Source organism: Tellurirhabdus rosea (assembly GCF_026278345.1).
GTDB lineage: Bacteria > Bacteroidota > Bacteroidia > Cytophagales > Spirosomataceae > Tellurirhabdus > Tellurirhabdus rosea.
This window is the reverse complement of record NZ_CP111085.1, coordinates 1659311-1683106: the sequence shown is the minus strand read 5'-3', so window position 1 is coordinate 1683106 and position 23796 is coordinate 1659311. Positions and strand designations below refer to the sequence as shown.

The window sequence follows — 23796 nt, the reverse complement described above, 5'->3', positions numbered from 1 at the left end:
CCTAACTGCCAAAGTTCTACCATTCTTAACCCTATGCGAAACCTTTTCCTGTTGCTGCTTGCCATTGTCGGATGGCAGGCGGCTCTGGCGCAGGCCCCCGCCCGTGTGACCATCCGGGGGACCGCTGCCGATTCGGCCGGTGCTGCCCTCTCCGAGGCGACCGTCATGCTCCTCACGCCCAAAGATTCTACGCTGATCAACTACGGACGCTCCAACAGCAAGGGCGCGTTTGAGTTCAAAAACGTCAAAAAAGGGACCTACCTCCTCAAAATGTCTTTCGTCGGCTACATCCCGTTCCAGCAGGAAGTGACTACAGGCGAGGATGCCGTTCTCGATCTGGGAACGCTGAAAATGAAGCCCATCACCAAGGAACTGTTTGAAGTGGTCATCAAGACCGCTAAGGCTCCGCTGATGATCAAAGGCGACACGATCGAATACAACGTCAGTTCGTTCAAGGTGCCGCCCGGGGCTACGGTCGAGGAACTGCTGCGGAAGCTCCCCGGCGTGCAGGTCGATCAGGACGGCAACATCAAGGCCCAGGGTCAGGATGTACGGAAGGTGACCGTCGACGGCAAACAGTTTTTCGGCACCGACCCCAAACAGGCAACCAAAAACCTCCCGGCCGAGGCCCTGACCAAAGTTCAGGTGTTTAACGACCGAACCGAACAGGCCAAACTGACGGGCATTGACGATGGCAAAAAAGAAAAAACCATCAACCTCGAATTGAAGGAAAGCTTCAAAAAAGGCGGTTTCGGGAAACTGACGGCCGGGGCGGGACCCATGTCGAAGGTAGAAGGGTCGGCCAACGCACCCAGAGCAGAAGCCAAAGGCAGTTACAACCGATTCAATAAAAAAGAACAGTTTTCGATCGTCGGACTGGGCAACAACACCAACCAGACCGGCCTTTCGTGGGATGATTATCAGGATTTTCGCGGCAGCCAGTCGTTCAACTGGTCGGATGATCCGGAGTTTGGCTTCAGCAATGGCGGGCGGTTTATTATCTTCTCGGACGGGGACGATAACAACAGCTTTTCCATTCCTACTTCCGGGAACCGCGGAAGAGGCTTCTCCAGCAACCTGGCGGGCGGCAGCAACTACAATTACGACACCAAAAAGACGAAAGTCAGCGGGAATTATTACTACAACCAGAACCGCCAGATTCTGGATGCCGAAAGCGAACGCAAGACAATTCTGCCGGATAACAGTTCATTCACAACGAACGATGATAACCTGCGGTCCTCGTTTAACCGCAATCACCGCCTGACGTTCCGCCTGGAGAAAAATCTGGATTCGCTCAACACGCTCATTTTTCTGGCCAACGGGCGCTTCGGCGACGGCATTGAACGCTACAGCAGCCGGCAGGATTTTTTGCGGAGCGACACCCTGACGAGCACCACCGACGTCAGCAACCGCAATGACTTCAACTCGCTGGCGTTTATCAACACGCTGATTTTCCGCCATAAATTCAAGAAGAAAGGCCGGAACTTCGCCGCCAGTCTCAGCTACAGCTTCAACGATACGCATGGCGACGGCGGGCAGTTTGCCAAAAGCCAGTTTGTCGGCGTCAATACCGGCGAACGCCTGCTGAATCAGAACCAGACCACGGAGACCGATAGCCGCCAGAGCCAGCTTAAAGCCGGTTTGCTCTACGTCGAACCGCTTTCCAGCAAAGTCTTCTGGGAGTCGTTTTACAACTTCAGCATTCGCTACGACCGCGTAGACCGGGATGTGAAAGATATCCGGGCGAGCGATATTCCGGTCCGCAACGACACCCTGAGCCAGTACTATGTCAATGACTACCTGTACCACCGGGTAGGAACCGGCCTGCGCTACACGTACAAGGGCATGAACGTGTCGGTAGGGGCGGCCGGGCAGCAGTTTACGCTGGACGGACGGTTTGCGCCGGACCAGAGTTCGACCAATTTCCGGACCGTGGGCCGTACCTTCACGACCATCGTCCCGAATGTCGGTTTCAATTACGACCTGAAAAACAACCGCTGGCTGTACATGGACTACACGGTTGATGTCCGGATGCCGTCTTCCCGGGATTTGCAGCCGTTTCTCGACAACAGCAACCCCCGTTATCTGCGCGAAGGCAACCCGGACCTGCTGCCGCAGCTGACCCACCGGGTTTCGAGCGGATTCAGCATGTTCAATCCGGCGAACTTTATCAACTTTTTTGCCAATATCAACTACGGCTACAACGTTAACCAGCTCGTTTACAACCAGATCATCAATCCGCAAACGCTGGTGACGCTGACCCGGCCGGGGAACATTTCCGGCGGTCAGAGTTTCGGGACGTACCTGAACTTTGGGTTTCCGCTCAAGAAGACCAAGGCGACCCTCAACCTGAACTCATCGCTGAACTGGGGCGAGAATCCGGTGTTTGTGAACGCCGTGAAAAACGAGACGACCTCCAGCAACTACAACTTTGGCACCCGGCTCGATCTGACGCCGGTAGACTGGCTGACGTTCTACGCCAACGCCAACTGGAACATCAACAACGTCCGGTATTCGATCAACAAGACGCAGGACCAGGACTTCTACAACGACCGTTACGGCGGCGAGCTAAACCTGAAATTGCCGAAAGACCTGTATTTCAACAGCAACTTCAACTACCAGATTTACCGCAACAGCAACCCGCAGTTTGGCTTTGACCAGCGGATCCCCATTCTGAACCTGTCGGTCTACAAGATTTTCCTGAAAGACAACCGGGGCGAACTGCGGTTCTCGGTCTACGATGTGTTTAAGCGGAATCTGGGCGTGAACCAGTATGCGTCCCAGAACTTCTCGGTGCGGGAAAGCGTACAGACCCTTTCGCGCTATTTCATGCTGAGCTTTACCTATAACCTTCGGGGCGTGAAAGCCCAGATGCGTCGGAGCGGCTGGTGATTAAACGGACTTTAAAGCAGAAATCAAGATGAAACATTGGTTGATCGCCGTGGGACTGCTGCTGGGGGCAGCGGCTCACGGACAGGATAAAAGCCAGGGGCTGGTGACCTACCAGCGGGTCGAGTACTGGGCTAAAATCATCCAGCGACTCCCGTACCTGAGCAAGGAAGAGAAAGACCGCGTCACGATGACCTGGGGCAGCCGCGACGAAGGCGGCAAGACCAAAATGAAGCTGGCCTTCGATCCAAACCAGAGCGTGTACACCTACCTGAGCGAATCCGGGCAGTCGGAAGACGGCCAGTGGTCGTGGCGACAGACCGACTACCTCATTCAGCGGAATTACGCCCAGGAAAAGAAAACGGAAATCCATGAAATGCTCGGCAAAACCTACATTATCGAGGATTCGCTGCGCACGCCGAAGTGGAAAATCCTGAATCAGTTGAAAGACATAGCCGGGTATGTCTGCATGAAGGCCGAAACGTTTGATCCGGTCAAAAACCAGAAAATTACGGCCTGGTTTGCCAACGACCTGACGATTCCGGCTGGTCCGGAGCGCTATTACGGCCTGCCCGGCCTGATCATGGAACTGGACATCAATGACGGGGATGTCGTGATCACCGCCCTGAACGTCGAATTCAAAGACGTGAAGAAGGACCTGACCCTGCCCAAACTGAAGGGCAAAAAAATCAAGGACGCCGACTACGAAAAACTCCTCACCGACCACATCCGCGACAGCATCAAGGCCCAGCGAAACCCGTACTGGGCGATACAGTATTGAATGGCTGAATTTTGAATGGTTGAATGATTGATTGGCTCCGCAGCTTTTGAATTGAGGTGGAGCTATTCAGCCATTCAGTCATTCAACCATTCAAAATTCAATCATTCAAAATTCAATCATTCAATCATTGTACTTTCTTCCGCCGCTCGCTCAGCTCGCGCCAGGTGGTCAGGATGATGCCTTCTTTCTGAATATAGGCTTTGAGGGCGGGGTCGAGCATGGCGAGCATGTCGCCGCGGCGGGTCTGACCGGAGTTGCTGATCTGGTCGAAATGCGCCCCGGCGTCGGCGCTGTGCATGATGATGTAGGTGATGCCCGGCTTGCAGGATTGCAGCAGTTCGATGAATTTCTGGGTCTTGAATTTCTGAAGGCTTTCGTCTGTCACGGGCGTTCCGGCGGGCATTTTCCAGCTGTAGCTGGTGCCGTCGAGGTCGTCGAGCACGGGCAGTCCGGCATTCCATAACTGCTCACCAATCTGTTTGAGCATGGGCCGCAGGGCTTCCGGGACGCGGTTGATGCTGCTGATGAGCGTGGCGTGGCCGCCGGGAAACAGAATCGGAATCTTTTCTTCTATGCCGACTTTCACGTAGCGCGGCAGAAACGGCATCTCAAACAGCGTGCCCATATGCGAATCCAGGTGCGTGGGCTGAACGCCAAACTGCCGGTAACGGGCAATCTGCGCCCGCATTTCGGCCTCCACTTCGTCCGGTTTAGCGTGCTCCACCACCTGGGCTACCGAGTGCCAGAAACCACCCTGCTCGTCGTACAGGCCCGGTGCCTTGTCTTTGCCCACGAGCGGAAACCAGCGGTAAGGATTCCATTCCGAAGTCATGGTCAGGTGAACGCCCACATCGAGAGACGGATTTTTCTGCACCTGTTCCATAAACTGCGGCACCCAGGCGCAGGGCATCATGACGCTGGTGGAGGTGGCAATGCCGTTTTGCATGGATTTAAGCGTGCCCTGATTGGCTTCGTAGCTCATGCCGGCATCGTCGACGTGCAGGATAACCACTTTTTTGCCTTTCGGAAAGCCGAGGCGCTCGGCATAGGTCTGGGCTTTCAGGGTAGCCGAAAGCAGGAGGAAGGAGAGAAGGAGAACGGACTTCATCTTGGACCGGGATTACACGGATTAAGGGATTGATGATGATGCTCCGTCCTGATCGAATAATCACAGAATAACGCCTAAGCGGTAAAATGCCGACGGTCCGCCGCGCGGTTCAGAACGGTTTCATTCTTCAAAAGCCATCGCCCCCAGCATTTCTAACGTAACGTATTGGAGGGCACGTTCATGCGTACAGGAAAGCAGGACCGGCGGCGCAACCCCGGCTTCGAACGCCTCCCGCCAGCGCAGGGCGCAGAGACACCAGCGGTCGCCGGGTTTCAGGCCCGGAAAGCGGAACTCCGGCCGGGGCGTAACGAGGTCGTTGCCCCGGCTAAGGGTAAATTGCAGAAACGACCGGGTCATGATGGCGCAGATGACATGGCGACCCGAGTCCGATTCGTCCGTGCGGCAGTACCCGTCCCGAAAGTATCCCGTCAGGGGATTGGTGCAGCAGCAGGTAAGCGTTTGGCCAAGAACGTTGTTAGGCATAAGGTAATGGTTTTCTGTTTTCCGTTTTCCGTTGTCAGTTCTCAGGTGTGCGGCATGATATTGGGCTTTACGCAGGCGAAATGACGTAAAACAGAAAACGGAAGACAGAAAACGGAGTTAAATTCGATTCTTCGTATCCATCACAATCGTCACCGGGCCGTCGTTGAGCAGTTCCACCTTCATATCCGCGCCGAATTCGCCCGTTTGGATGGGTTTGCCGAGGTCGGCGGTGAGCTGGGCGATCATCTGCTCATACAGCGGAATGGCCGTTTCGGGGCGGGCGGCTTCGGTAAAGCCGGGGCGGTTGCCTTTTTTGGTACTGGCGTGCAGCGTAAACTGACTGATCAGCAGAATATCGCCTCCGACGGCCGCCAGATCAAGGTTCATTTTCCCTTCGGCATCGTTGAAAACGCGCATCCCGACAATCTTCTTGCTCAGCCATTCGAGGTCTTCGCGGGTGTCGGTATGGGTGATGCCCAGCAGGACCAGGAACCCGGTCTGGATCTGGCCTTTGAGGGTTCCTTCGATGGTGACGGAAGCACGGGTAACGCGCTGAATTACGGCGATCATCTGTCTGAACTGCGATTAAGCTGATTTTTATGATTAAATGATTTTGTCGTGGAGAAGTTCATAATACTGGAAACCAGAAAATCAACCCGCCTCGTGCCAATGTATTCACCTTTGTAATAGCTAAATCACAGTTCCGACAACAGAAAATCGGCAATCAGAAAATAGACGCCAATGCCGATCAGGTCGTTGGCCGTTGTGATGAACGGCCCCGACGCCACGGCGGGGTTGATGCCGATCCGGTTGAGCAGCAACGGGGTGATGGTGCCCATAAATGAGGCCAGCAGCACCACGGCCAGCAGCGAAGTTGCCACCACCAGAAACAGCCGCGGTTCGCCGATCAGGAACGTATACAGCCCGGCGATGAGGCCCACCGTCAGGCCGTTGATGAGCGCGACCAGCAGGGTCCGGAGCAACCGCTGGCCGAGCGAAGCGGTCAGGCCGGAGGTGTCGGCGAGGCTTTGCAGAATGAGCGAAGACGTCTGAATCCCGACGTTGCCGCCCGTCGAGCCAATGATGGGTATGAACGCCGCCAGGGCCGCAATCTTACCCAGCTCGCTTTGAAACCCGTTGATAACGGTGGCGGCGAGCAGACTCCCGAAGGCCCCGGCAATGAGCCACGGCAGCTGCACCCGGGCCCGCTGCCAGACGTTGTCGTCTTCTTCCACTTCGCCCGTCAGACCCGAAATGACCTGAATGTCTTCTTCGGCCTGTTCGGTAATGACGTCCAGAATATCGTCGATGGTGATGCGGCCCAGCAGCCGCCCCTGCACGTTGACGACCGGCACGGCTTCCAGGTCATACCGCTGCATGATCTCGGCGACTTCGGCCGCCGGGCGGTAGGTTTCCACAAAATGAATATCGTCCTCGTAGATGTCGGCGATTTTGGCCGTCTTCCGCGAGAGCACAATTTTTTTCAGCGAAACGCGTCCCAGCAGCTTGCCCATGTCGTCCACGACGTAGACCGAGTACACATTCTCGACGTTTTCTGCCTGTTGCCGGATTTCCTCAATGCACTGGTTGACCGTCAGGTTGACGTTGATCTTGATGAGTTCCTTCTGCATCAGGCCGCCTGCTACGTCTTCGTCGTAATGGAGCAGATCAAGGATAAAACGGGCCTGTTCGCGGTCCTTGAGCAGCGCAATCACCTCTTCGCGGGTCCGGATGGACTGCTCGTTGAGTATGTCCACGGCATCGTCGGAGTCCATGTTCTCGATAAACGGCGCCAACTCCTCCGACGTAAAGCCTTTCAGAAAGCCAACGCGGTCCGACGGGTCGAGGTTGGCCAGAATTTCGGCCCCGATGTCGCGGTCGAGCAGACCCAGCACGTACCGAGCCGACTCATTATCCAGTTCGTACAGAATGCGGGAAATGTCGGCGGGGTATAACTCTTCCATCTCCGCCCGCAGGGTGGCAGCATCCCGCACGTCGATGGAGGACTGAATACGCTCTAAAAATTCTTTGGTTAGCTCGAAAGTCATAAGTATCCACGGGCTTCAGCCCGTGATTCTACATGGACAGCAGGTTTTCGTATTCCCGGGCTTCACCTCACGGGCTAAAGCCCGTGGATACATTGTGTCAATTCCACAAACTCCTTCACGCCCAGCTGCTCGGCCCGTTTGTCCAGCAGCGGATGGGTCTGCATGGCTTCGGGCAGGCCCAGCGGCTTCAGCGCGTTGCGGAGGGTTTTTCGGCGGTTGTTGAACCCCTGTTTGACGACCTGGAAAAATTTCTTTTCGTCGCAGTCGAGCTTTTCCACGCCGTTGCGCCGCAGGCTGATAACGCCCGACTGCACTTTCGGCGGCGGCTGGAACACGCCCGCATCGACCGTGAATTCGTATTTGATGTCGTAAAACGCCTGCAGCAGCACGCTCAGAATGCCGTAATCTTTGTTGCCCGGCGGCGAAGCGATGCGCTGGGCAACTTCTTTCTGCAGCATGCACACCACTTCCGGCACCTGCTGGCGATGCTCCAGCACTTTAAAGAAAATCTGCGACGAAATGTTATAGGGAAAATTGCCGATCACGGCCACCGGCCCTTCAAACAGCGTCGCCAGGTTTTTTCTGAGAAAATCGCCTTCAATAATCCGCCCGCGAAGCATCGGAAAATGGTCGTTCAGGTACACGACCGACTCCGCGTCGATTTCAATGACGTGCGTCGTAAAGCGCCCGTCGGGCAGCAGGTATTGCGTCAGAACGCCCATGCCGGGGCCGATTTCGAGCACGTTCGGGTAGCCGCCATGCCCCGACAGCAGCCCGGCGATACGCTGGGCAATGCTCAAATCTTTCAGAAAATGCTGACCAAGGTGTTTTTTCGGGCGAACGGACATACGCGCAGGGGATTAAATCGTGCACAAAGGTACGACCCGGCGACCATTAATAAGTCGTATCCTCAGGTCATCATCAATTTATAGCGATTTATTTGACCATTCGCTACTTTTACCCGCTTTCACCAGCCGGCAGAACGGATGCAGGGAACGATAATTCACTACGATGAACTGACCCGCTGCGGCCTGCTGCGCGACGAAGCGGGCAGGGTGCGGTACTTCCGGCGCGAAGATTTGCCGGAAAACGCGGTGGTTGCGGATAATCTGACCATACAGGTAGACGTTAGTGAAGAAGGCCGCCCGCCGGTTGTGCCCGTGACGCTGACAAATCCCCCGGTGGTACCCGCCGACGAGGTGCTTCCGGTCAGGGCGGAGGTCGTGCCGGAGCGGTATGAGCCGTACGCGGCTTCGGAAGTGCCGGCGCAGCGGGGTGGGTGGCTGAACTGGCCGGGCTCGCTGATTGCGCTCGCGGCGCTGATCGCGCTGGCCCTGTCGGGCAACGAACCCTCGCCCCGGGGAGGCCGGACGCCCGCCCTGCTGGAGTCGTTCTGGGGCATCCTGACGGCCGTGATGCTGGCCCTGGCGTCGTACCTCTTCGGAAGCGGCACGCGGCGCTGGCTGGTTCGGCTGCTGTACTGGCCCATTGTGCTCTGTACCGGGATGGCCTTCTGGATGCAAAGCTGCGACGGGTTTGAAGGCGATACGGCTTCCGAAACGTACCTGTACCTGCTGGCGGCCCTGTTTGTGGCGGCGTATCTGCTGCCCTACCGACGAAGGTAATCCGGACGTCTGGTCCGTTTAACAAAGAATCAACCCGGCAGACCGGAGGTCTGCGAGACACAATGAATCGAATAATTGCCTTAACTCTGTCTGTAACCGCCCTGCTGACCAGTTGCAGCGGGCCGAAAGATGAACTGGATACCAAAATTGAAAGTGGCTTTTCCGATCAGAAACTTGATGCCAGAGAGGCGGCGGAACTCCGTCAGTTCATCACCGACAACGGCGATAAGCTGGCCGACGAAAAAGCGACGGCCAGCCTTTCGGAGGGCGGCGACGCGGCTCTGCTGGCGTACCTGAAGCGGAGCAAAGCCTACCGCGACATTCGGAACGAAACCGGCAAGCCTCCCGTCATTGAGCTGGAAGGCTCGGCGGGCCAGTCGCTGGAGCTGAAACTGTACCTCGAAGCCAGCGGGAGCATGTTTCCCTACGATGCCCCCGGTTCGAGCGGCGACTTCAAACGGACGCTGAATCAGGTCATCAACGGGTTTGAAGCCGTAACTCCCGACAAAACCGAATTATTCGTTGTCAATACGGAGGTCAATCCGCTGGGGCTGAGTCAGTCGCAGTTTACAAAAGCGCAGAATATCTTCAACGTCGCCAAAACCAAAGGCAAGACCACGAGTACGGACTTCGAACTGATTTTCTCACAAATCCTCAAGCAGACCGGCGGTTCGGACATTTCCGTGCTGGCTTCCGACCTGATTTACTCCGACCCCACTCTGAGAGGGCAGAGCGTAGACAAGACTCTCAATGCGGCGGAAGCGCTGATGACCACTGTTTTCGGCAATTATGCCAATACGCATTCCATGCTGGTCGTCAAGCTCACATCCGACTTCGACGGGCCGTATTACCCGGCGGCGGGCGGCACGGTGCGGCACCGCGGCGAGCGGCCGTACTACCTCTGCTTCATCGGCCAAAACGCCGCCATGCAGCAGTTCATGCAGGACGAAAAGTACGCGACGCTGCGGGACTTCCGCGATTTGCCGGGCTACGATGATTTCTGGTTTTTTACCAGAAACAAAGCGGCCACCGAGCCGTATTTCTCCGTTCTGCTGAATGATCCGGGCAAAAAAGGCCGGTTTGCCCGCGCCGACCGCGACGAAAAAGGCATCCATACGCTGGAAGATGTGGAAGCGGCTCCCGATAAATCCCTGCGGATTCCGGTGGCGGTTGATTTGTCGAAACTCAATCTGCCCGAATCGTTCATGACCGATAAAACCCAGTTTGAGATCGCAGGAAAGGACAATTTCAAGGTCGAGAAAGTGGAGGTCTACCGGGGCGGCGGCGCCACGCACAAAATCTGGCTGCTGGCTTCCAAACCCGCCCGGGGAACGCGCACGGCCGTTATCCGGCTGAAACGCGATTTCCCGCCCCGCTGGGTCGCCGAAACCAGCACCCGCAACGACGCCCGGCCGGATGCCGAAAGCACCTTTGGTCTCCAAAACCTGCTTCAGGGCGTCGAAAGCGCCTACAATGCCTCGGGGCAGGAGCAGTTTTTTGCCCTGACGCTGACGTTAAAAGATTAACCACCAATCCATCAATACACAGAAATGCTGTACAATTTTTATGATTTGTTCGTAGAGAACGGCCTGCTGGAGGACTTGTACGCCCAGGAATTATTGTCGACGCTGACGGTGAGTGCGATCGCCATCGCCTTTCTGGTCGCTTTTGCTTTTTATATATGGCCGTTGAATAAGGTCAGTTTCAGCGGCTTCGGGCACTGGCTGACGATGCTGCTGGTCAGCGGTGGACTGATGTTCGTCGTTACGCTGGTAACCTGCCTGCAGATGGCAAACAAGGAGATCGAACGGGTGCCGGACGAGCCGGACCAGGGTTTTTTCTTCGACCAGGGCGGCACCGTTTTCTTCAGTTTCAGCGCCGAAATGGCCGTGCTGACGTTCCTGCTGTTCTTCCTCATTTCGATACTGATGAAAGGTTTCAGCCGCAACGCCAAACACCGGCCGATGCTCTGGCCGTCGAAGTAGATAAATTGGTTTAAGGTTTATGGTTTAGAGTTTATGGTTGATAGTCAGACGTTTACTTGTCAACTCTAAACTATAAGCCTGATTTTTCCATCCTGAAACACCAACTTTCCACGGGCTGACGCCCGTGGGTACAGATATGCCAAAACTATTTGTCTTTGCCATCGGAGGGACCGGCTCCCGGGTGCTCAAAGCCCTGACGATGCTGCTGGCTTCGGGCGTTAAAATGGAAAATACGAGCGAGGTGATTCCCATCATCCTCGACCCGCACGCCCAGAACGAGGATTTGCTGCGGACCAAAGAACTGCTGCGCGAATACGGCAACATCCGTAATACGCTCAAAAACAAACCGGCAGAAGGCTTTTTTGGGACGGAGATCAAAACGCTGAACCGCTCCATCGGGGCCGACGCGACCATTGCCGATACCTACGTCTTCGACCTGCAGGGCGTGCAGCAGAGCACCTTCGAGGAATACATCGACTACGGCGGACTGGACCCGGCCAACAAGGCGCTGGCGAGCCTGCTGTTTTCGGAGGAAAACCTCGGGACGAAGATGGACATCGGCTTTGTCGGCAACCCGAACATCGGCAGCACGGTGCTCAACCAGTTCAAAAACTCGGATGTGTTTGGGGCGTTTGCGACCAATTTTGCGGCCGATGACCGGATTTTCATCATCAGTTCGATCTTCGGCGGGACCGGCGCGGCGGGCTTTCCGATTCTGCTCAAAAACATCCGCGGCGCGCAGGCCAGCAACATTCCGAACCCGGCTTATCTGCGTGATGCCCGCATCGGGGCCGTTTCGGTAATGCCGTATTTCAGCCTGAACAACGACGAAAACCGGCTCATCGACCCGGCTTCCTTCATCGCCAAAACCAAGGCGGCGTTGTATTATTACGCCCGGAACGTGAACCACTCGGTCAATGCCCTGTATTATGTCGGCGACGACGTGACCAAAGCCTACAACTACGACCCCGGCAACGGCGGACAGCGCAACGACGCCCACTTTGTCGAGCTGGTTTCGGCCCTGGCCATCGTGGATTTCATGAATACGCCGGACTACGACCTGACCACCACCAACGGCCGGCCGGATAACCCCGTCAGTAAGGAATTCGGACTCGAAGGCGACGGCACCAGCCTGCAGCTCGACCATTTAGCGAAAGACACCCGCCGTCAGGTGAGTCTGCCGCTGTCCAAGTTTGCTTTTTTCAGCACATATCTGAAAAGCCGGCTGAATCAGGCCGCCGGCAACACGGTCTGGGCCAAGTCCAATCCGCCTATTTCGAGCCAGTTCATGAATTCGGCGTTTATGAACAGCGTCCGGAAATTTGATGGAGGCTTCCGGCAGTGGCTGGCAGAAATGGAAACCAATCGGCGCGGCTTCAGCCCGTTCCTGCTGGATTCGGGCAACCTCGGGCAGACCGTCCGGGGCTTTGAGCCGACCAAACGAAACCTCTGGGGTAAGGAAGTGGCCGTGGACCTCGACATCGTCAACGATTTCGACCGGACCCTGAACGCTACCGCCGAAGGAAAAGCCTACCCCAGCGAACCCGACAAATTCATTCACCTGTTTTCGGAAGGAACCGAACGCTTCATCCGTGAAAAAATAACCAAAGTAACGGATTACTAACCCATGCCAACGACGCTTAGCCTTCATAACCTGACGCAGGGAATCCTGCACTGGTCCGTCACCCGCCCGTATGGCAGCGACCAGATCGACGCCCTCCGCGACCCGCAGGGCGGACAGACCGAAAAACAGCCGACTTCCATTCCCAGCCCGTTCGCGCGCATGGACCTGGTGCGGTCGGCCTTCCTGAACCTGGCCAAACGGGCCGACCTGCTCGGGACGGTCAACGACCGGCGGCTGGTCTCGGACGCCTTCGACGTGGGCGAGCTGTTTTTCAACTTCGACACGCTCAAAAAATTTATCACCATCACGGCCTGGGACGCCAATTACCACCTCGGGCAACTGCTTAACTCACCGAATCAGGGTCATAAGCGGCTGGGCGAGGCGCTGCGACTGTTTCTGGACCAGGACCGGGAGAGCTTTAATTTCGACAAAATCCAGCGGCTGTTCATGCTGAGCTACCGCGGAAAAATTATCGGCGGGACGTCGCCCAAAACGCTGTTTTTCAGTTCCGGCAACGACCTGAGCTGGGTAGACGTTCGGTTCGGCAACCACAAGCTGTTCGACGTGCAGCCCTGGCCGCTGCACGAACGGGACATCGAGTATCAGAAGTTCTGGTACACGCTCCAGGTGGCGAATCCGGGCTTCCGCCGCAACTTCCCGGAACTCGACCAGTACCTGACCCGCAGCCGCGACCTGCTCCGCCAGAGCCGCTCCGACCTGTTTTACCAGCATATTGAAATGCCGAACGGGCAGAGCCTGCTCTCGGCCGATACGCTGTACGCCGATTTTGAGGAACTGACGACCGGACAGGCCAGCGACGTCATCGAAGTGCTGGGCTTTCCGCTCGCTAAGAAAAAGGCCAATACAGGCGCCATTGAGCAGGTCAGCGACTTTATTATCAAGTCCGACAAATACGCCCAGTTGTATCCCAACCAGCGGCGGCCGATGGTGCTGCAAAACAACTTTTACCGGCCGTTCACCTACGTGCCGCAGGCCCGCTGGGACCCCAAAACGCCCGTGCCCTTTGCCGTCAACGAAAGCTGGCGCGACAACCAGCGGCCGCTGCCCGGCCAGCCGGACCTGTACCCGTGGCTGACGGTCAGCGATTTTCTGGAGCCGTACCTGATTCGCCTGCGCTACCCCATCAACCGGGAACGCTTTTTCGACGGGAATCTGAACGCGCCGGCCATCGAGAAAGGCTATCTGCTGCCGCTCAAAAAGGACTTTTTCGACTTCTTCGACGTGCAGGACCTGCTCGAAGAACGGGTCCGTCTGCGGATGGAGCCGCTGGCGTCGGGCATTAAGGTAACGCTCGACATTCCGGTCATGGCGCCGGGGCAGCCGGGCAGTCAGTTTGTGACGTTCGAGCGGATTTACAATCAGCCGATCAATCCCAATTCGATTCCCATTCCCGATTTGCAGCGCAACGACGGGGTGATTGTGGAAGATTCGTTTACGGTCAATATCTATCCGTTTATCCGCTCGGGGCGGGTGACGCTGCGCCCGGATTACCGCATTCAGCTGATCGAATCCGGCTATCAGAAGCGGAACCAGTATACGCTGGAATTCTACGAAGACCGGGACAACAAACCCGTCGCGGCAGAGCCTCGGCGAACCCGGACCTCGCGCCTCAACAACCCGGATGCGTCGAGCGACTACTATGTGCTGCGGCATGAGTTCGATTACGCCCGGACCAGCATCCGGGTGGAGGGCCACGACATGACCGGGCTGCTCATTCCCCGCTGGACGAAATACGAAGGCGGCGGCAAGCGGTTTGCCTTTGCGGTCGATTTCGGGACGACCAACACCCATATCGAGTACAGCGTCGATAACCAGAGCCCGCGTCCGTTCGACATGCCCGAAAACCTGAAGCAGGTCGGGACGCTGGTCCATCCGGACTACTACAACGCCAGTCTGGCCGACCTCTTCATCCTCTACGATCTGGAATTTGTCCCGAACGTCATCGGTCCCGGTGCGCCGGATTCGTTCCCGACGCGAACGGCCATCGCCGAGTCGAAGGGGCTGGATTTCAACCAGACGACCTACACGCTGGCCGACCTGAACATTCCGTTCTACATCGAACGCCAGCCCGCGGGCCCGAACGAGGTGACGCCGAATCTGAAATGGGCGCGCGACAACCAGCAGACGAGCCGGCGCGTCCGGGCGTTTCTGGAAGAACTGATGCTGCTGATCAAAAACAAAGTCCTGTCGGAAGGCGGCGACCTGAGCCAGACGACGGTGTACTGGTTCTATCCGGCCAGCATGACGCCGGGCCGCATCGCCCAGTTCCAGCAGATCTGGCGGGAGTTGTACCACGCCCACATCAGCGCCCACGAAGGTGCGCCGCAGCCCGTTTCGGAGTCGATTGCCCCGTTCTACTTCTACCGGCAGACTAACCCGCTGCTCAGTTCGGCAGCCCGCCCGGTGGTGAACATCGACATTGGCGGCGGAACGTCCGACGTGGTGATCTACGAACGCGACCATCCGATTCTGCTGACTTCGTTCCGGTTTGCCGGAAATGCCGTTTACGGCGACGCTTTCAGCGATTTTGGGGCGGCCGAGAACAACGGGTTTGTGCAGCGGTATAAAGGTAAAATTCAGAATCTGCTGAACCGGACACCCAAGCTGAAGGAGAACAACGACCGGATTCTGCGCAACAACCGCTCGGAGGAAATCGTCACGTTCTGGTTTTCGATGGAGCGCAGCGACGAGGTGAAGGACAAGAGCCTGCTGTCGTTCAACCAGATGCTGTCGGCCGACGATCACCTGAAAGTGGTGCCGCTGCTTTTCTACACGGCGCTGCTGTACCACATCGCCAAACTGATGAACCACAAGGGGCTGGCCCTGCCGGGCGCGCTGACTTTCAGCGGAACGGGTTCCAAACTGCTCAGCATCATCAGCGCCGACAGCGGGATTTTGCAGAAGTTTTCGCAGAAAATTTTCGAGAAAGTCTACGAGCAGCCGTTCGACCGGAGCGGCCTGACGCTGTACACGGACAAGAACCGGCCGAAGGAAGTGACCTGCAAAGGTGCCCTGATGATGCGGGCGTCCACCGATCCGGTCAGCGCGCAGGAAATCAGTTACGTCTATGCCGGGTTGCCCGCCGGAAGTCCCGAAAGGCTGCGGTACGAAGACCTGAACCGGCCGGAGGTGACGCAGAGCGTTCTGAAGGAAGCCGAAGGCTTCATTGATTTCTTCTTCGCTCTCGACCGGGATTTCGGCTTCGAAGATTACCTGAACATCTCGCCCGAATCCCTGCGGATCGCCAAAAAGGAACTGTATACCCATCTGGATACCTTCCTGATGAACGGCGTACAGCGCAAGCTGGCCGAGGCTACGTCGCTGGACCGCGACCTGGAAGAAACGCTCTTTTTCTACCCGCTCATCGGGGGCATCAACAAACTGGCTTACGCGATTCATACCCAAACTGGACCGGTTAACTGATATGAACTCACCGAAACGATGGGCGGCCCTGCTGCTGGCCGTTCTCCTCAGTCCGACGGTCTTCGGGCAGGACAACCTGCCCGCCGTCGATAGTCTGAAGAAAGAAGTGGCCAAGGCGGTGTTTGCCGGAATAAAAGGACAACAAGGCGACGGCGAGAAGGCCGAACAGATTCGGCAGGAGCTAAAAACCTGCGGTTCCGGCTGCGAACCGGGTGCCCTCATTCGGCGCATTGGAGGCTGGGACCGGGTGGCAGACAAACTGACGTTTTTCGACCAACTGAGGCAGAATGCTACTTTTACGGGAGCTACGGGAACCGCCCTTCCGGCACAATTGAGAAAATCCCTGAGCGATTTTTACGGACGTTATAAAAAAGAACTGATTTACAAAAGGGCGCTGGGTGAGGACGATCAAATAGCGATTGCCACGACGGTTTTTCAGCAGGTGACGGGAGGAAGCATGCCGACACCCGCCGCCGAAAGTCCGTCAGTCGAACCGGAAGATACCCTTTCCGATTCGACTGACAACGTTACCGCCGCCGACACCGGAACCCCAGTTCAATCCACCGAAACCCCAAAACAAGTGCCTATGTGGCTGTTTATTGCCGGAACGCTCGGCGGGCTGCTGCTCGGCGGGGCCGCCGTTTTTCTGATGGTCAGTCGCCGGGCGAAGGAAACGGTTTTTGCCATGCAGCAGGAAATGGAAAACCTGAAACGCCGGGCCGAAAAGCCGACTCCCGTAACCAAACCCACCAACACGCCGACCAACGAAGTTATCATTCTGCCTAAAAACGTGCAGAACCAACTGGATTTGCTGAACAAGATCCGGGAGGAAGTCGGCAGCGTGACCGACCCGCTGGGTGCGATCCGGCAGTTGAAAGGACCGGTCGCGGTGGCGGCTCCGGTGGCGGTTGAAGCCGCCACGATGGATACGGCTCCGGTCGCCGCGGCTCCGGTGCCGGTGACTGAACCGCTCAAAATGGAGGTTTTTTATTACCCCGCCCCGAACGAGCAGGGGTTGTTCGACGACGCCCAGCGCTCGGCTGTGCCCACGCCCGACAGTGCCTACAAACTGATTATCCACCCGCAGCGCCCCGAGCAGGCCGCTTTCCGCTTTGAGCCGGAACCGGGCCGGATGAAACGCTTCCTGACTTACCGGACGTACTTCATCGACCCCGCCTGCGACAGTGAAAATAATTACGCTGAAGACGCCCACACCCGCATTGTCACCCGGACGGACGGCAGTGCCGTGAAGGAGGCCGGGAACTGGCGGGTACAGACGAAGGCGGTGATCCGCTTTGAATAATACATCATGGGAATCGAATTAATCGTTGTCCTGGTCGTTATTGGCCTCCAGATTGCCGTTTGGGTGAAAACCTGGGGGGCCATCAGCCGGTATCAGGACAGCATTCCGGAGGCGAAGGTGTTTAAGATTATAAAGGTGCGGGTGCCCAATCCGGTTTTGCAGGAGGTGGACGCCCGGCAGCTGCTGGCCCGCCCGGAACAGTACGCTACGGAGTACGAAGTCAATACCACCGAACTGACCATCCTGCGGCAGACCGCCGACGATTCGGAGACGATGACCAAAATCCGGACGGCCATCAATACGTACCTGCTGCGCAACAAAGCGGCGGTGGCGGATTTCAACCTGCTGAAAGACATCACCCAGCGCAACATTGACGCGCTGGAGGATGAGGTCACGCTCATGCTGCCCGTGCCGCTGTATCTCGGCCTGCTTGGCACGATGCTCGGCGTGGTCATTGGTCTTTACAACATGCCGTCGCTGAACATCCAGCAGTTTATGGAAGGCGGGGGCGTGAGCAACCTCGAAGGCGTCAACTCGCTCATCAGCGGCGTCCGGGCGGCCATGCTGGCCAGCTTTATCGGACTGCTCATTACGGTCATCAACTCCTGGCGGTTTCGGGGGGCGAAGGTGGAGATCGAGAGTCTTACGCACGATTTTTTCACGTTTCTGCAAACCGAACTACTGCCCATCCTGACCGAAAGCGTCAACTCGGGCATCTACGACCTGAACCGGAGCCTCGACCGCTTCGGCCACCAGTTCAGCGATACGGCGACCCGGCTGGAAGGCATCATCACGAAGAATTACGACGCCCTGCTGGCCCAGCGCGAACTGCTGGAAGCCCTCGACAAAATGGACCTGAACCGCATTGCGACCTTCAACCTCAGCACGATGGAGCAGATGCAGCGCAGCCTGTCGGCCTTCGAGCGGTTTGCCCTGTTTCTGGATAACCTGACGGCGCTGACCGACAATGCCCGGCAACTTGTCGAGCGCACCAGCGATGTGGCGGGCCTGAGCGACCGGCTTACCCAGGTTCTCACTGAATCGCAGCAGCTTCAGCGCTTTCTGAGCAGTCATTTCGAGCAGCTGGAACAGCGCGGACAGTTGATTCTGAACACCAACGACCGCATGCAGAACGTCGTCAACGAGGCCCTCGACGGCCTGCGGGCGCATATGTTCGAACGGATTCAGGCGGTTCGCGACATTAAACTGAAAGAAGAAGATGCCATGAGCCGGCTGTTCGACGAAAACCGGTCGGCCCTCGGGCATCTGAAACGCCTCGAAACGCTGGAGCAGGAAGTCCACCGGCTGCACGAACAGGGCCAGGCGTGGCAGCGCGACCTGCTGGCGACGGTGGGCCAGCTGAGCGAAAGCATGCGGACCTCCAACCAGACGCTGCGGCGGCTGGAGCAGTTGCAGCGGGCGACAGGCTGGCAGCGGTTCCGGCGGTTTCTTGGGTCGGATAACGGTATGGCATGAAGAACCGCGAAACGTCTTTTTTCTGGCCCAGTTACGCCGATCTGATGACGAGCCTGTTCTTTATCATGCTCGTCCTGTACGTCGTGACCGTTGTGGTGATGCAGGGCACCATCGGGGTCGATGCCGAAAAATTCAAGCAGATTCGGGATATAGAACGGGCCTTGCAGGAACTGGATTCGACCTATTACAGCTACGACGAGGGGAATAAACGCTTCAAACTCAACGCCGATGTGAACTTTCCGTCCAATCAATCGGATATTGACCTGCTGCCCGAGCCCGTCCGACAGCAACTGCTGGAGGCCGGGCGGCAGTTGTACCGCAAAATCCGGGTGCTGGTTGAAGAAAAAAATATCAATTATCTGATCGTCATTGAAGGAAATACGCAGCGGAATGCGTTTAATTATCGATACACGCCCGACATCGGTTACAACCTGAGTTATCAGCGTGCGCTGGCCCTGCACAAGTTCTGGCAGCGGAACGGATTGGATTTCAATCGGTTTCAAAACTGCGAAGTGCTGATTGCCGGCAGCGGCTATTTCAGCAAATCGCGGGAGGCCGACGAAGACCGGAACCGCCGCTTTACCATTCAGATTACGGCCAAAATCGGGGAATTTAAATAGATTTATTTCTCGCAGATTTTAGCGGATTGCTGGCGCAGATTTTCGCAGAAAAAATCTAATCAGCGAAAATCTGCGCTTTAAAATCTGTGCTATCTGCGAGAAACAACCAGCCTGACACATGCGTACCACGTTATATCTGTTGCTGATTACGCTTTTCCTGACCGACTGCGCGGGTTGCTCCAAGTCGGGCGGCCAGCGGCCTCCGCGCCGTCGGGCTACCAACGACCAGTCGGTCCGGACCCCCGCACAGGAGCCGGACCGGCAGCCCCAGACGGACGAAACGGAGCTGACCGACGACGGCAGCGGCCCTACGGAGGTCAAAATGATCAAACACCGGGGCGTTTTCAAGATTCCGGCGACGGTCAACGGCGTCCGGATGGATTTTATTCTGGACACGGGCGCCAGTCTGATTTCAATTTCTGAAACAGAAGCGCAATTTTTGTATAAACAGGGAACATTGAGCGACAGCGATTTTGTCGGGAAAGTCGATTTTCAGGATGCCAACGGCGACATCTCGCCCGGCATGGTCGTCCGGCTCCGGACGGTCAAGATCGGCGACCGGACGCTCCGCAATGTTGATGCGAGCATTGTCAGCGGAAGCCGCGCCCCGCTGCTGCTCGGCCAGTCGGTACTGGCAAAATTTGGGAGAGTATCCATTGACTACCAGCGAAATGTGGTCATATTTGAATGAGTAAGAACGAATGACACTGGCGGAACTCGAAAACCTGATACGGGAAGAAATTGTATTGCGGGGTGAATACGAAGGGCTGGAAGGCGTTTTTCTGGATAAGGTGCAGCCGTTGGGACTGGATATCGACGATGTCCGGCGGCTGATGGAAAAAGTGCGCGTCCAGCTCGACAACAACAGCGACCTGCTGGAAGACCTCCGGACCCGTATCCGAACGCTGGGCGAACGCCGCGCCAACCGCCTTACCCACGACGATCTGAACATCCTGGCCGCCGATGCTGCCCGGCTTTACCTCACCCCGGACTTTGTGCGCAACCGCTGGGTGCCGGTGGTGCTGAATCTGAAGCCCGCCACGCCCCCCGCCCCGCCGACAGTGCCGCCGCCCGCGGAAACCGCGCCCGTTGCCGAGACACCGGCCCCGCCGCCGGCCGAAACCCGGCCCCTGCTGTCTGACGAAGCCGTGCGCCGCAAAATTCACGAGATTCTGGACGAATACGACGGCCACATCCCGGCCCAGAATCTGCGTTTTCTTTTCAAAGCCATTGACTACGACGAGCAGGCCCTGGCCAAGAAAATTCTGGCGTATCTGTCCGAAAACTTTTACGCCTCGGTCAAGCCGCCGAAAGGAGCTACGCTGAAAGAGAAGCTTCTTTCGACCGACTGGCGGCACCTGAGTTACTGGGAACGGGAAGAAAAACCGCCCGTGCCCCAGCCCGAAGGCCCCAAGCTGATCCTGTTCGAAGCCTCGCCCGCCGACATTCGTCGCGGAGAAGCCGTTAACCTGCGCTGGAAAGCCGCCAATACCGCGTCCGTCACCCTGATCGGCGTGGGGCAGAACCTCCCGCCGGAAGGCAACCGCACGGTGGTGCCGGCCAAAACCACAACGTATACCCTGAGGGGGCAGAACGGCGATACGCTGGGCGTCGTGACGGTGGAAGTTGCCAAGCCCAGCCTGCTCGACCGGGCCGGTCTGTGGGGTGTCGTGCTGGCGCTGCTGATGCTGGCGCTGACGGTCTGGGTCATCCAGTACGACCCGGAAAAGGAAGCGGAAGAACGGGAGAGCCGCGAGCGCAAACCCCGGACTTCGAAGCGGAAAGAAACGTCCGCGCGGCAGGATGAAAGCCGGTCCGAGGTGAGCGCGGCCGATGAGCCGCGGCAAACCGGGCGGACAACGGAACCCCGGAAGCAGGCCGAGGAACCCGCCCGTTCGGAACCGGCGGCCGAGTCTTCCCGGCGCCCCGACTATGACCAGTTGGTCGAAGGAAGCGGCGATTTCGGCGAACAGCCCGCCCGCAAGGACGGCCTCTGGGGCCTGTGGATGCCCGACGAAAAACGGTGGCTCATCAAACCGAAGTACGACGACGTCACCGTATTCAAAGACGGTCGCGCCCGGGTCGTGCTGAACGGCAGCGTATTCGACATCGACCCGAGCGGCGAACGAATCGAAGACTAGCCCACGGTTTTAACCGTGGGACAGGTTTCAACCGCGGGACAGGTTGTAAATATTCAATTCACCCACAGCCCTCCAAACGACTCCATCACGGCGTTGCCGTCACCAACAGATTGCGGAAAACCGTCCAGTTGCCGGTCGCCGTGAGGCCGATTCCATTACCCGGTAAGGGCCGGAACGGATACGGACTGCCGGGTACTTCTTTCCCATTGATAAAAAAGCGCAGCGACTGGTCCAGCTTCTCGACCCGCAGCAGATTCCGTCCCGACTGCACAAATCCGCCCATCTCCAGCGGCGTTCCCGGCATGTAGCTGGCAAAGGTCGTGTTATTGGCCAGGGCTTTCACCAGCGCCTGCCGTTTGGCGTTGATGCTGAACATCGTGTAATTCACCGAGTCCCGGACGCCCAGCAGCAGCCCGCCCTCCGGAATCACCTTTTCGTCGCCGTACAGTTCAATCTGAATAACAAACCGGCGGGCCTGGTTCAGGTTGATCTCCGGCGGCAGCGGAATAAAGCTCAGCGCCGGCTCCCGGCTGCCCGTCTTGCGGCGCATGCGGTAGCTGCTGCCCGCGATTTCCAGCGAGTAGGCCGCGGTTTCGACCGTCCGCCAGCCGTTTTTGTTGTCGCTGAACGGTTCACTGAAAACCTGCATTCCGGATTTGGTGGCCGGGGAAGTGGCCGGAGCGGCTTTGGGCGCTTCCTTCTTCAGACTCACCCGGACCCACGAACTCGTGGCTGACGCCACTCCGCCCGACGACTGCGCCGTGACCGTTCCGGCAAACAGCCAGGCGGCAAGAAGGCTTACGCCGTATCGTTTCTGTATCATGCCTGCTACCCGTTAAAATGTAAGTTGAACAACGGCGGTCCACTGGCCCGCCTGAACGCCGGGGCGGAGCCGAACCTCGCGGTTTCGCTGCGCCCGCTGGTTGCGGATGCCCTGCAGAGCCGTCGCGATGACGTCGGTGGCCCAGACCGCCGCGGCCAGCCGGGTGGCGACGTAATACCGCTGGTGGGCGCTGTTGGCGCGGGTGTAGAACGACTCGGCGGCAGCGGCGTTTTTCTGCTCGTTGTACAGAGCGTACTCATCCCGCGACTGACGACGCTGAATCAGTCCGTAGGCGACCAGTCCGTAAGTGGCGACGGTAACCAGCGGCCGCAGCCCCACCCGGGGTTTGGGGTTCTGGACAAAAATATTGCCGATGCCCGGCGCGATGGCCGACAGCAGGGCGTATCCCGGCCCGCCGGGTCGGCGCAGGCGGGGCGAAGCGGGGGCGGTCGGTTCGGCGGGCGGAGGCGTGGCGGCCACCTTCTCGCCGGGTTCCTCCCGGGTGCGGCGCACCAGATTGACCAGCACGGTCACCCGGATTTCTTCGTCCAGCTCGTAACCGTTCGCTAGCACGTTCCAGAGAATGCGGCGGTTGGGGCCGTCGGCGACATCAAGGCCGACATCCCCGGTGATGAACGCCCGGCCGGGTTGCAGCGAACGTCCGGTGCGGCTTTTCACCTCAAACCAGACCGAATCCGCCGCTACCAGACCGGCGGCATCATAAAGAATTTCGAGGCTCGTTTCGCCCGAAGCCTGCACGCGCACGTTGCTGATTCTGACCTGAGCGGAGCACCAGAGCGAAAGGGAAAACAGGAGCAAAGACAGAGAAAAAGACTTCATGGCGGGTCAGGGCTGTACGGTCAGGGTGCGGGAAACGGTAAAGGTGTCGTCGCAGGCGTTGCGGGCGAGGATGGTGACCGTGTAGGTGCCGGGGCGGTCGTAGATGTACGTAAAGCGGGTGCCGGTGCGGTTGCGTCCGTCGCCCATCGACCAGCCCACCACGCCGAGGTCGCCCTGCGGGTTATCGAGAAAAAATTCGACCTGAAGCCCAAAAGCCGAGTACCCGATGCCGGCCGAAGGTTTGGCGCAGACCGGAAACTCCCGGCGTTCGAGCATAAACGGCTCGCAGGCGGCGCAGAAGAAGCAGATTAACAGGACAGCTAAAAATCGAATCATGCTTGCGGTGGATGATGAATAGGCCAAAATAACGAAATTATTCCGGTTAAGCCGACCGATGAGTAAAAGCATGAGGCAGGCCAGCGGCGTTGCCTCCAGTATCCGTACTTTGGCGGATTTGAAACGGCACCGCACGACATAACGATACGGATTACCCGACTTTAAGGAAGCTCGTCTGGCCTACGGTTGTCACTTCGGCCAGATTTAGTTGGAGAAATCCTGCCCCGTGAAATACCGTCGCCGGTTATCATTTTCGCCCGGTTTTCTGTA

General features: G+C 57.6%; 20 protein-coding genes. 12 read left to right on the top strand and 8 right to left on the bottom strand.

Annotation, left to right across the window (positions count from 1 at the left end; all coding sequences use genetic code 11):
* Positions 1 to 33: 33 nt before the first annotated feature.
* Both ORG26_RS07025 and ORG26_RS07020 read left to right on the top strand, forming a co-directional pair.
* Positions 34 to 2892, top strand: a complete 2859-nt coding sequence (locus ORG26_RS07025) for a TonB-dependent receptor family protein (protein WP_266367964.1) — start codon at positions 34 to 36, stop codon at positions 2890 to 2892.
* A 28-nt stretch (positions 2893 to 2920) separates the two neighbouring features.
* Positions 2921 to 3670 carry a GLPGLI family protein gene (locus tag ORG26_RS07020; RefSeq protein WP_266367963.1) on the top strand — a complete coding sequence of 250 codons (750 nt, stop codon included), beginning with the start codon at positions 2921 to 2923 and terminating at the stop codon, positions 3668 to 3670.
* 124 nt (positions 3671 to 3794) lie between these two features.
* Here ORG26_RS07020 and ORG26_RS07015 read toward each other — a convergent pair whose 3' ends face one another.
* The 5 genes from ORG26_RS07015 to rsmA form a co-directional block, all read right to left on the bottom strand.
* Entirely contained in the window at positions 3795 to 4778 is a 984-nt protein-coding gene (locus ORG26_RS07015) for a polysaccharide deacetylase family protein (protein WP_266367961.1), read from the bottom strand.
* A 120-nt stretch (positions 4779 to 4898) separates the two neighbouring features.
* Complete coding sequence (locus tag ORG26_RS07010) at positions 4899 to 5261, bottom strand: DUF2237 family protein (RefSeq protein ID WP_266367959.1); 363 nt, start codon at positions 5259 to 5261, stop codon at positions 4899 to 4901.
* A gap of 117 nt (positions 5262 to 5378) precedes the next feature.
* Positions 5379 to 5831: a D-aminoacyl-tRNA deacylase gene (gene dtd / locus ORG26_RS07005; RefSeq protein WP_266367957.1), complete on the bottom strand. Its 453-nt coding sequence runs from the start codon at positions 5829 to 5831 to the stop codon at positions 5379 to 5381.
* 125 nt (positions 5832 to 5956) lie between these two features.
* Positions 5957 to 7309, bottom strand: coding sequence for a magnesium transporter (gene mgtE / locus ORG26_RS07000; protein WP_266367955.1), 1353 nt, complete (start codon positions 7307 to 7309; stop codon positions 5957 to 5959).
* A gap of 74 nt (positions 7310 to 7383) precedes the next feature.
* Complete coding sequence (gene rsmA, locus ORG26_RS06995; protein ID WP_266367953.1) at positions 7384 to 8157, bottom strand: 16S rRNA (adenine(1518)-N(6)/adenine(1519)-N(6))-dimethyltransferase RsmA; 774 nt, start codon at positions 8155 to 8157, stop codon at positions 7384 to 7386.
* A 138-nt stretch (positions 8158 to 8295) separates the two neighbouring features.
* Between rsmA and ORG26_RS06990 the strand changes: the two genes are divergently transcribed.
* The 10 genes from ORG26_RS06990 to ORG26_RS06945 all read left to right on the top strand — a co-directional run bounded on the left by ORG26_RS06990 (position 8296) and on the right by ORG26_RS06945 (position 21527).
* Positions 8296 to 8934: a hypothetical protein gene (locus ORG26_RS06990; protein ID WP_266367951.1), complete on the top strand. Its 639-nt coding sequence runs from the start codon at positions 8296 to 8298 to the stop codon at positions 8932 to 8934.
* Between the two features lie 62 nt (positions 8935 to 8996).
* A complete protein-coding gene (locus tag ORG26_RS06985; protein ID WP_266367950.1) occupies positions 8997 to 10460 on the top strand; it encodes a hypothetical protein in 1464 nt (487 codons plus the stop codon).
* 24 nt (positions 10461 to 10484) lie between these two features.
* A complete protein-coding gene (locus ORG26_RS06980; protein WP_266367948.1) occupies positions 10485 to 10919 on the top strand; it encodes a hypothetical protein in 435 nt (144 codons plus the stop codon).
* A gap of 136 nt (positions 10920 to 11055) precedes the next feature.
* Positions 11056 to 12543, top strand: coding sequence for a hypothetical protein (locus tag ORG26_RS06975; protein WP_266367946.1), 1488 nt, complete (start codon positions 11056 to 11058; stop codon positions 12541 to 12543).
* A gap of 3 nt (positions 12544 to 12546) precedes the next feature.
* Entirely contained in the window at positions 12547 to 15987 is a 3441-nt protein-coding gene (locus ORG26_RS06970; protein WP_266367944.1) for a cell division protein FtsA, read from the top strand.
* 1 nt (position 15988) lies between these two features.
* A complete protein-coding gene (locus ORG26_RS06965) occupies positions 15989 to 17290 on the top strand; it encodes a hypothetical protein (protein ID WP_266367942.1) in 1302 nt (433 codons plus the stop codon).
* Between the two features lie 6 nt (positions 17291 to 17296).
* Positions 17297 to 18766 (top strand): hypothetical protein, encoded by a 1470-nt coding sequence (locus ORG26_RS06960; RefSeq protein ID WP_266367940.1) that lies wholly within the window; start codon positions 17297 to 17299, stop codon positions 18764 to 18766.
* Positions 18763 to 19386 carry a hypothetical protein gene (locus tag ORG26_RS06955; protein ID WP_266367938.1) on the top strand — a complete coding sequence of 208 codons (624 nt, stop codon included), beginning with the start codon at positions 18763 to 18765 and terminating at the stop codon, positions 19384 to 19386. Before ORG26_RS06960 ends, ORG26_RS06955 begins: the two co-directional genes overlap by 4 nt.
* A gap of 118 nt (positions 19387 to 19504) precedes the next feature.
* Positions 19505 to 20077 (top strand): retropepsin-like aspartic protease family protein, encoded by a 573-nt coding sequence (locus tag ORG26_RS06950; RefSeq protein ID WP_266367936.1) that lies wholly within the window; start codon positions 19505 to 19507, stop codon positions 20075 to 20077.
* A gap of 10 nt (positions 20078 to 20087) precedes the next feature.
* A complete protein-coding gene (locus ORG26_RS06945) occupies positions 20088 to 21527 on the top strand; it encodes a WG repeat-containing protein (protein ID WP_266367934.1) in 1440 nt (479 codons plus the stop codon).
* An 85-nt stretch (positions 21528 to 21612) separates the two neighbouring features.
* Here the strand turns inward: ORG26_RS06945 and ORG26_RS06940 are convergent, their stop codons facing one another.
* Genes ORG26_RS06940 through ORG26_RS06930 form a run of 3 tightly spaced genes read right to left on the bottom strand, consistent with a single transcriptional unit; the run spans position 21613 to position 23526 of the window.
* Entirely contained in the window at positions 21613 to 22350 is a 738-nt protein-coding gene (locus ORG26_RS06940) for a hypothetical protein (RefSeq protein ID WP_266367932.1), read from the bottom strand.
* 12 nt (positions 22351 to 22362) lie between these two features.
* Positions 22363 to 23190 carry a hypothetical protein gene (locus ORG26_RS06935; protein ID WP_266367931.1) on the bottom strand — a complete coding sequence of 276 codons (828 nt, stop codon included), beginning with the start codon at positions 23188 to 23190 and terminating at the stop codon, positions 22363 to 22365.
* A gap of 6 nt (positions 23191 to 23196) precedes the next feature.
* On the bottom strand, positions 23197 to 23526 hold the full coding sequence (locus ORG26_RS06930; protein WP_266367929.1) for a PKD domain-containing protein: 330 nt from the start codon (positions 23524 to 23526) through the stop codon (positions 23197 to 23199).
* Positions 23527 to 23796 lie beyond the last annotated feature (270 nt).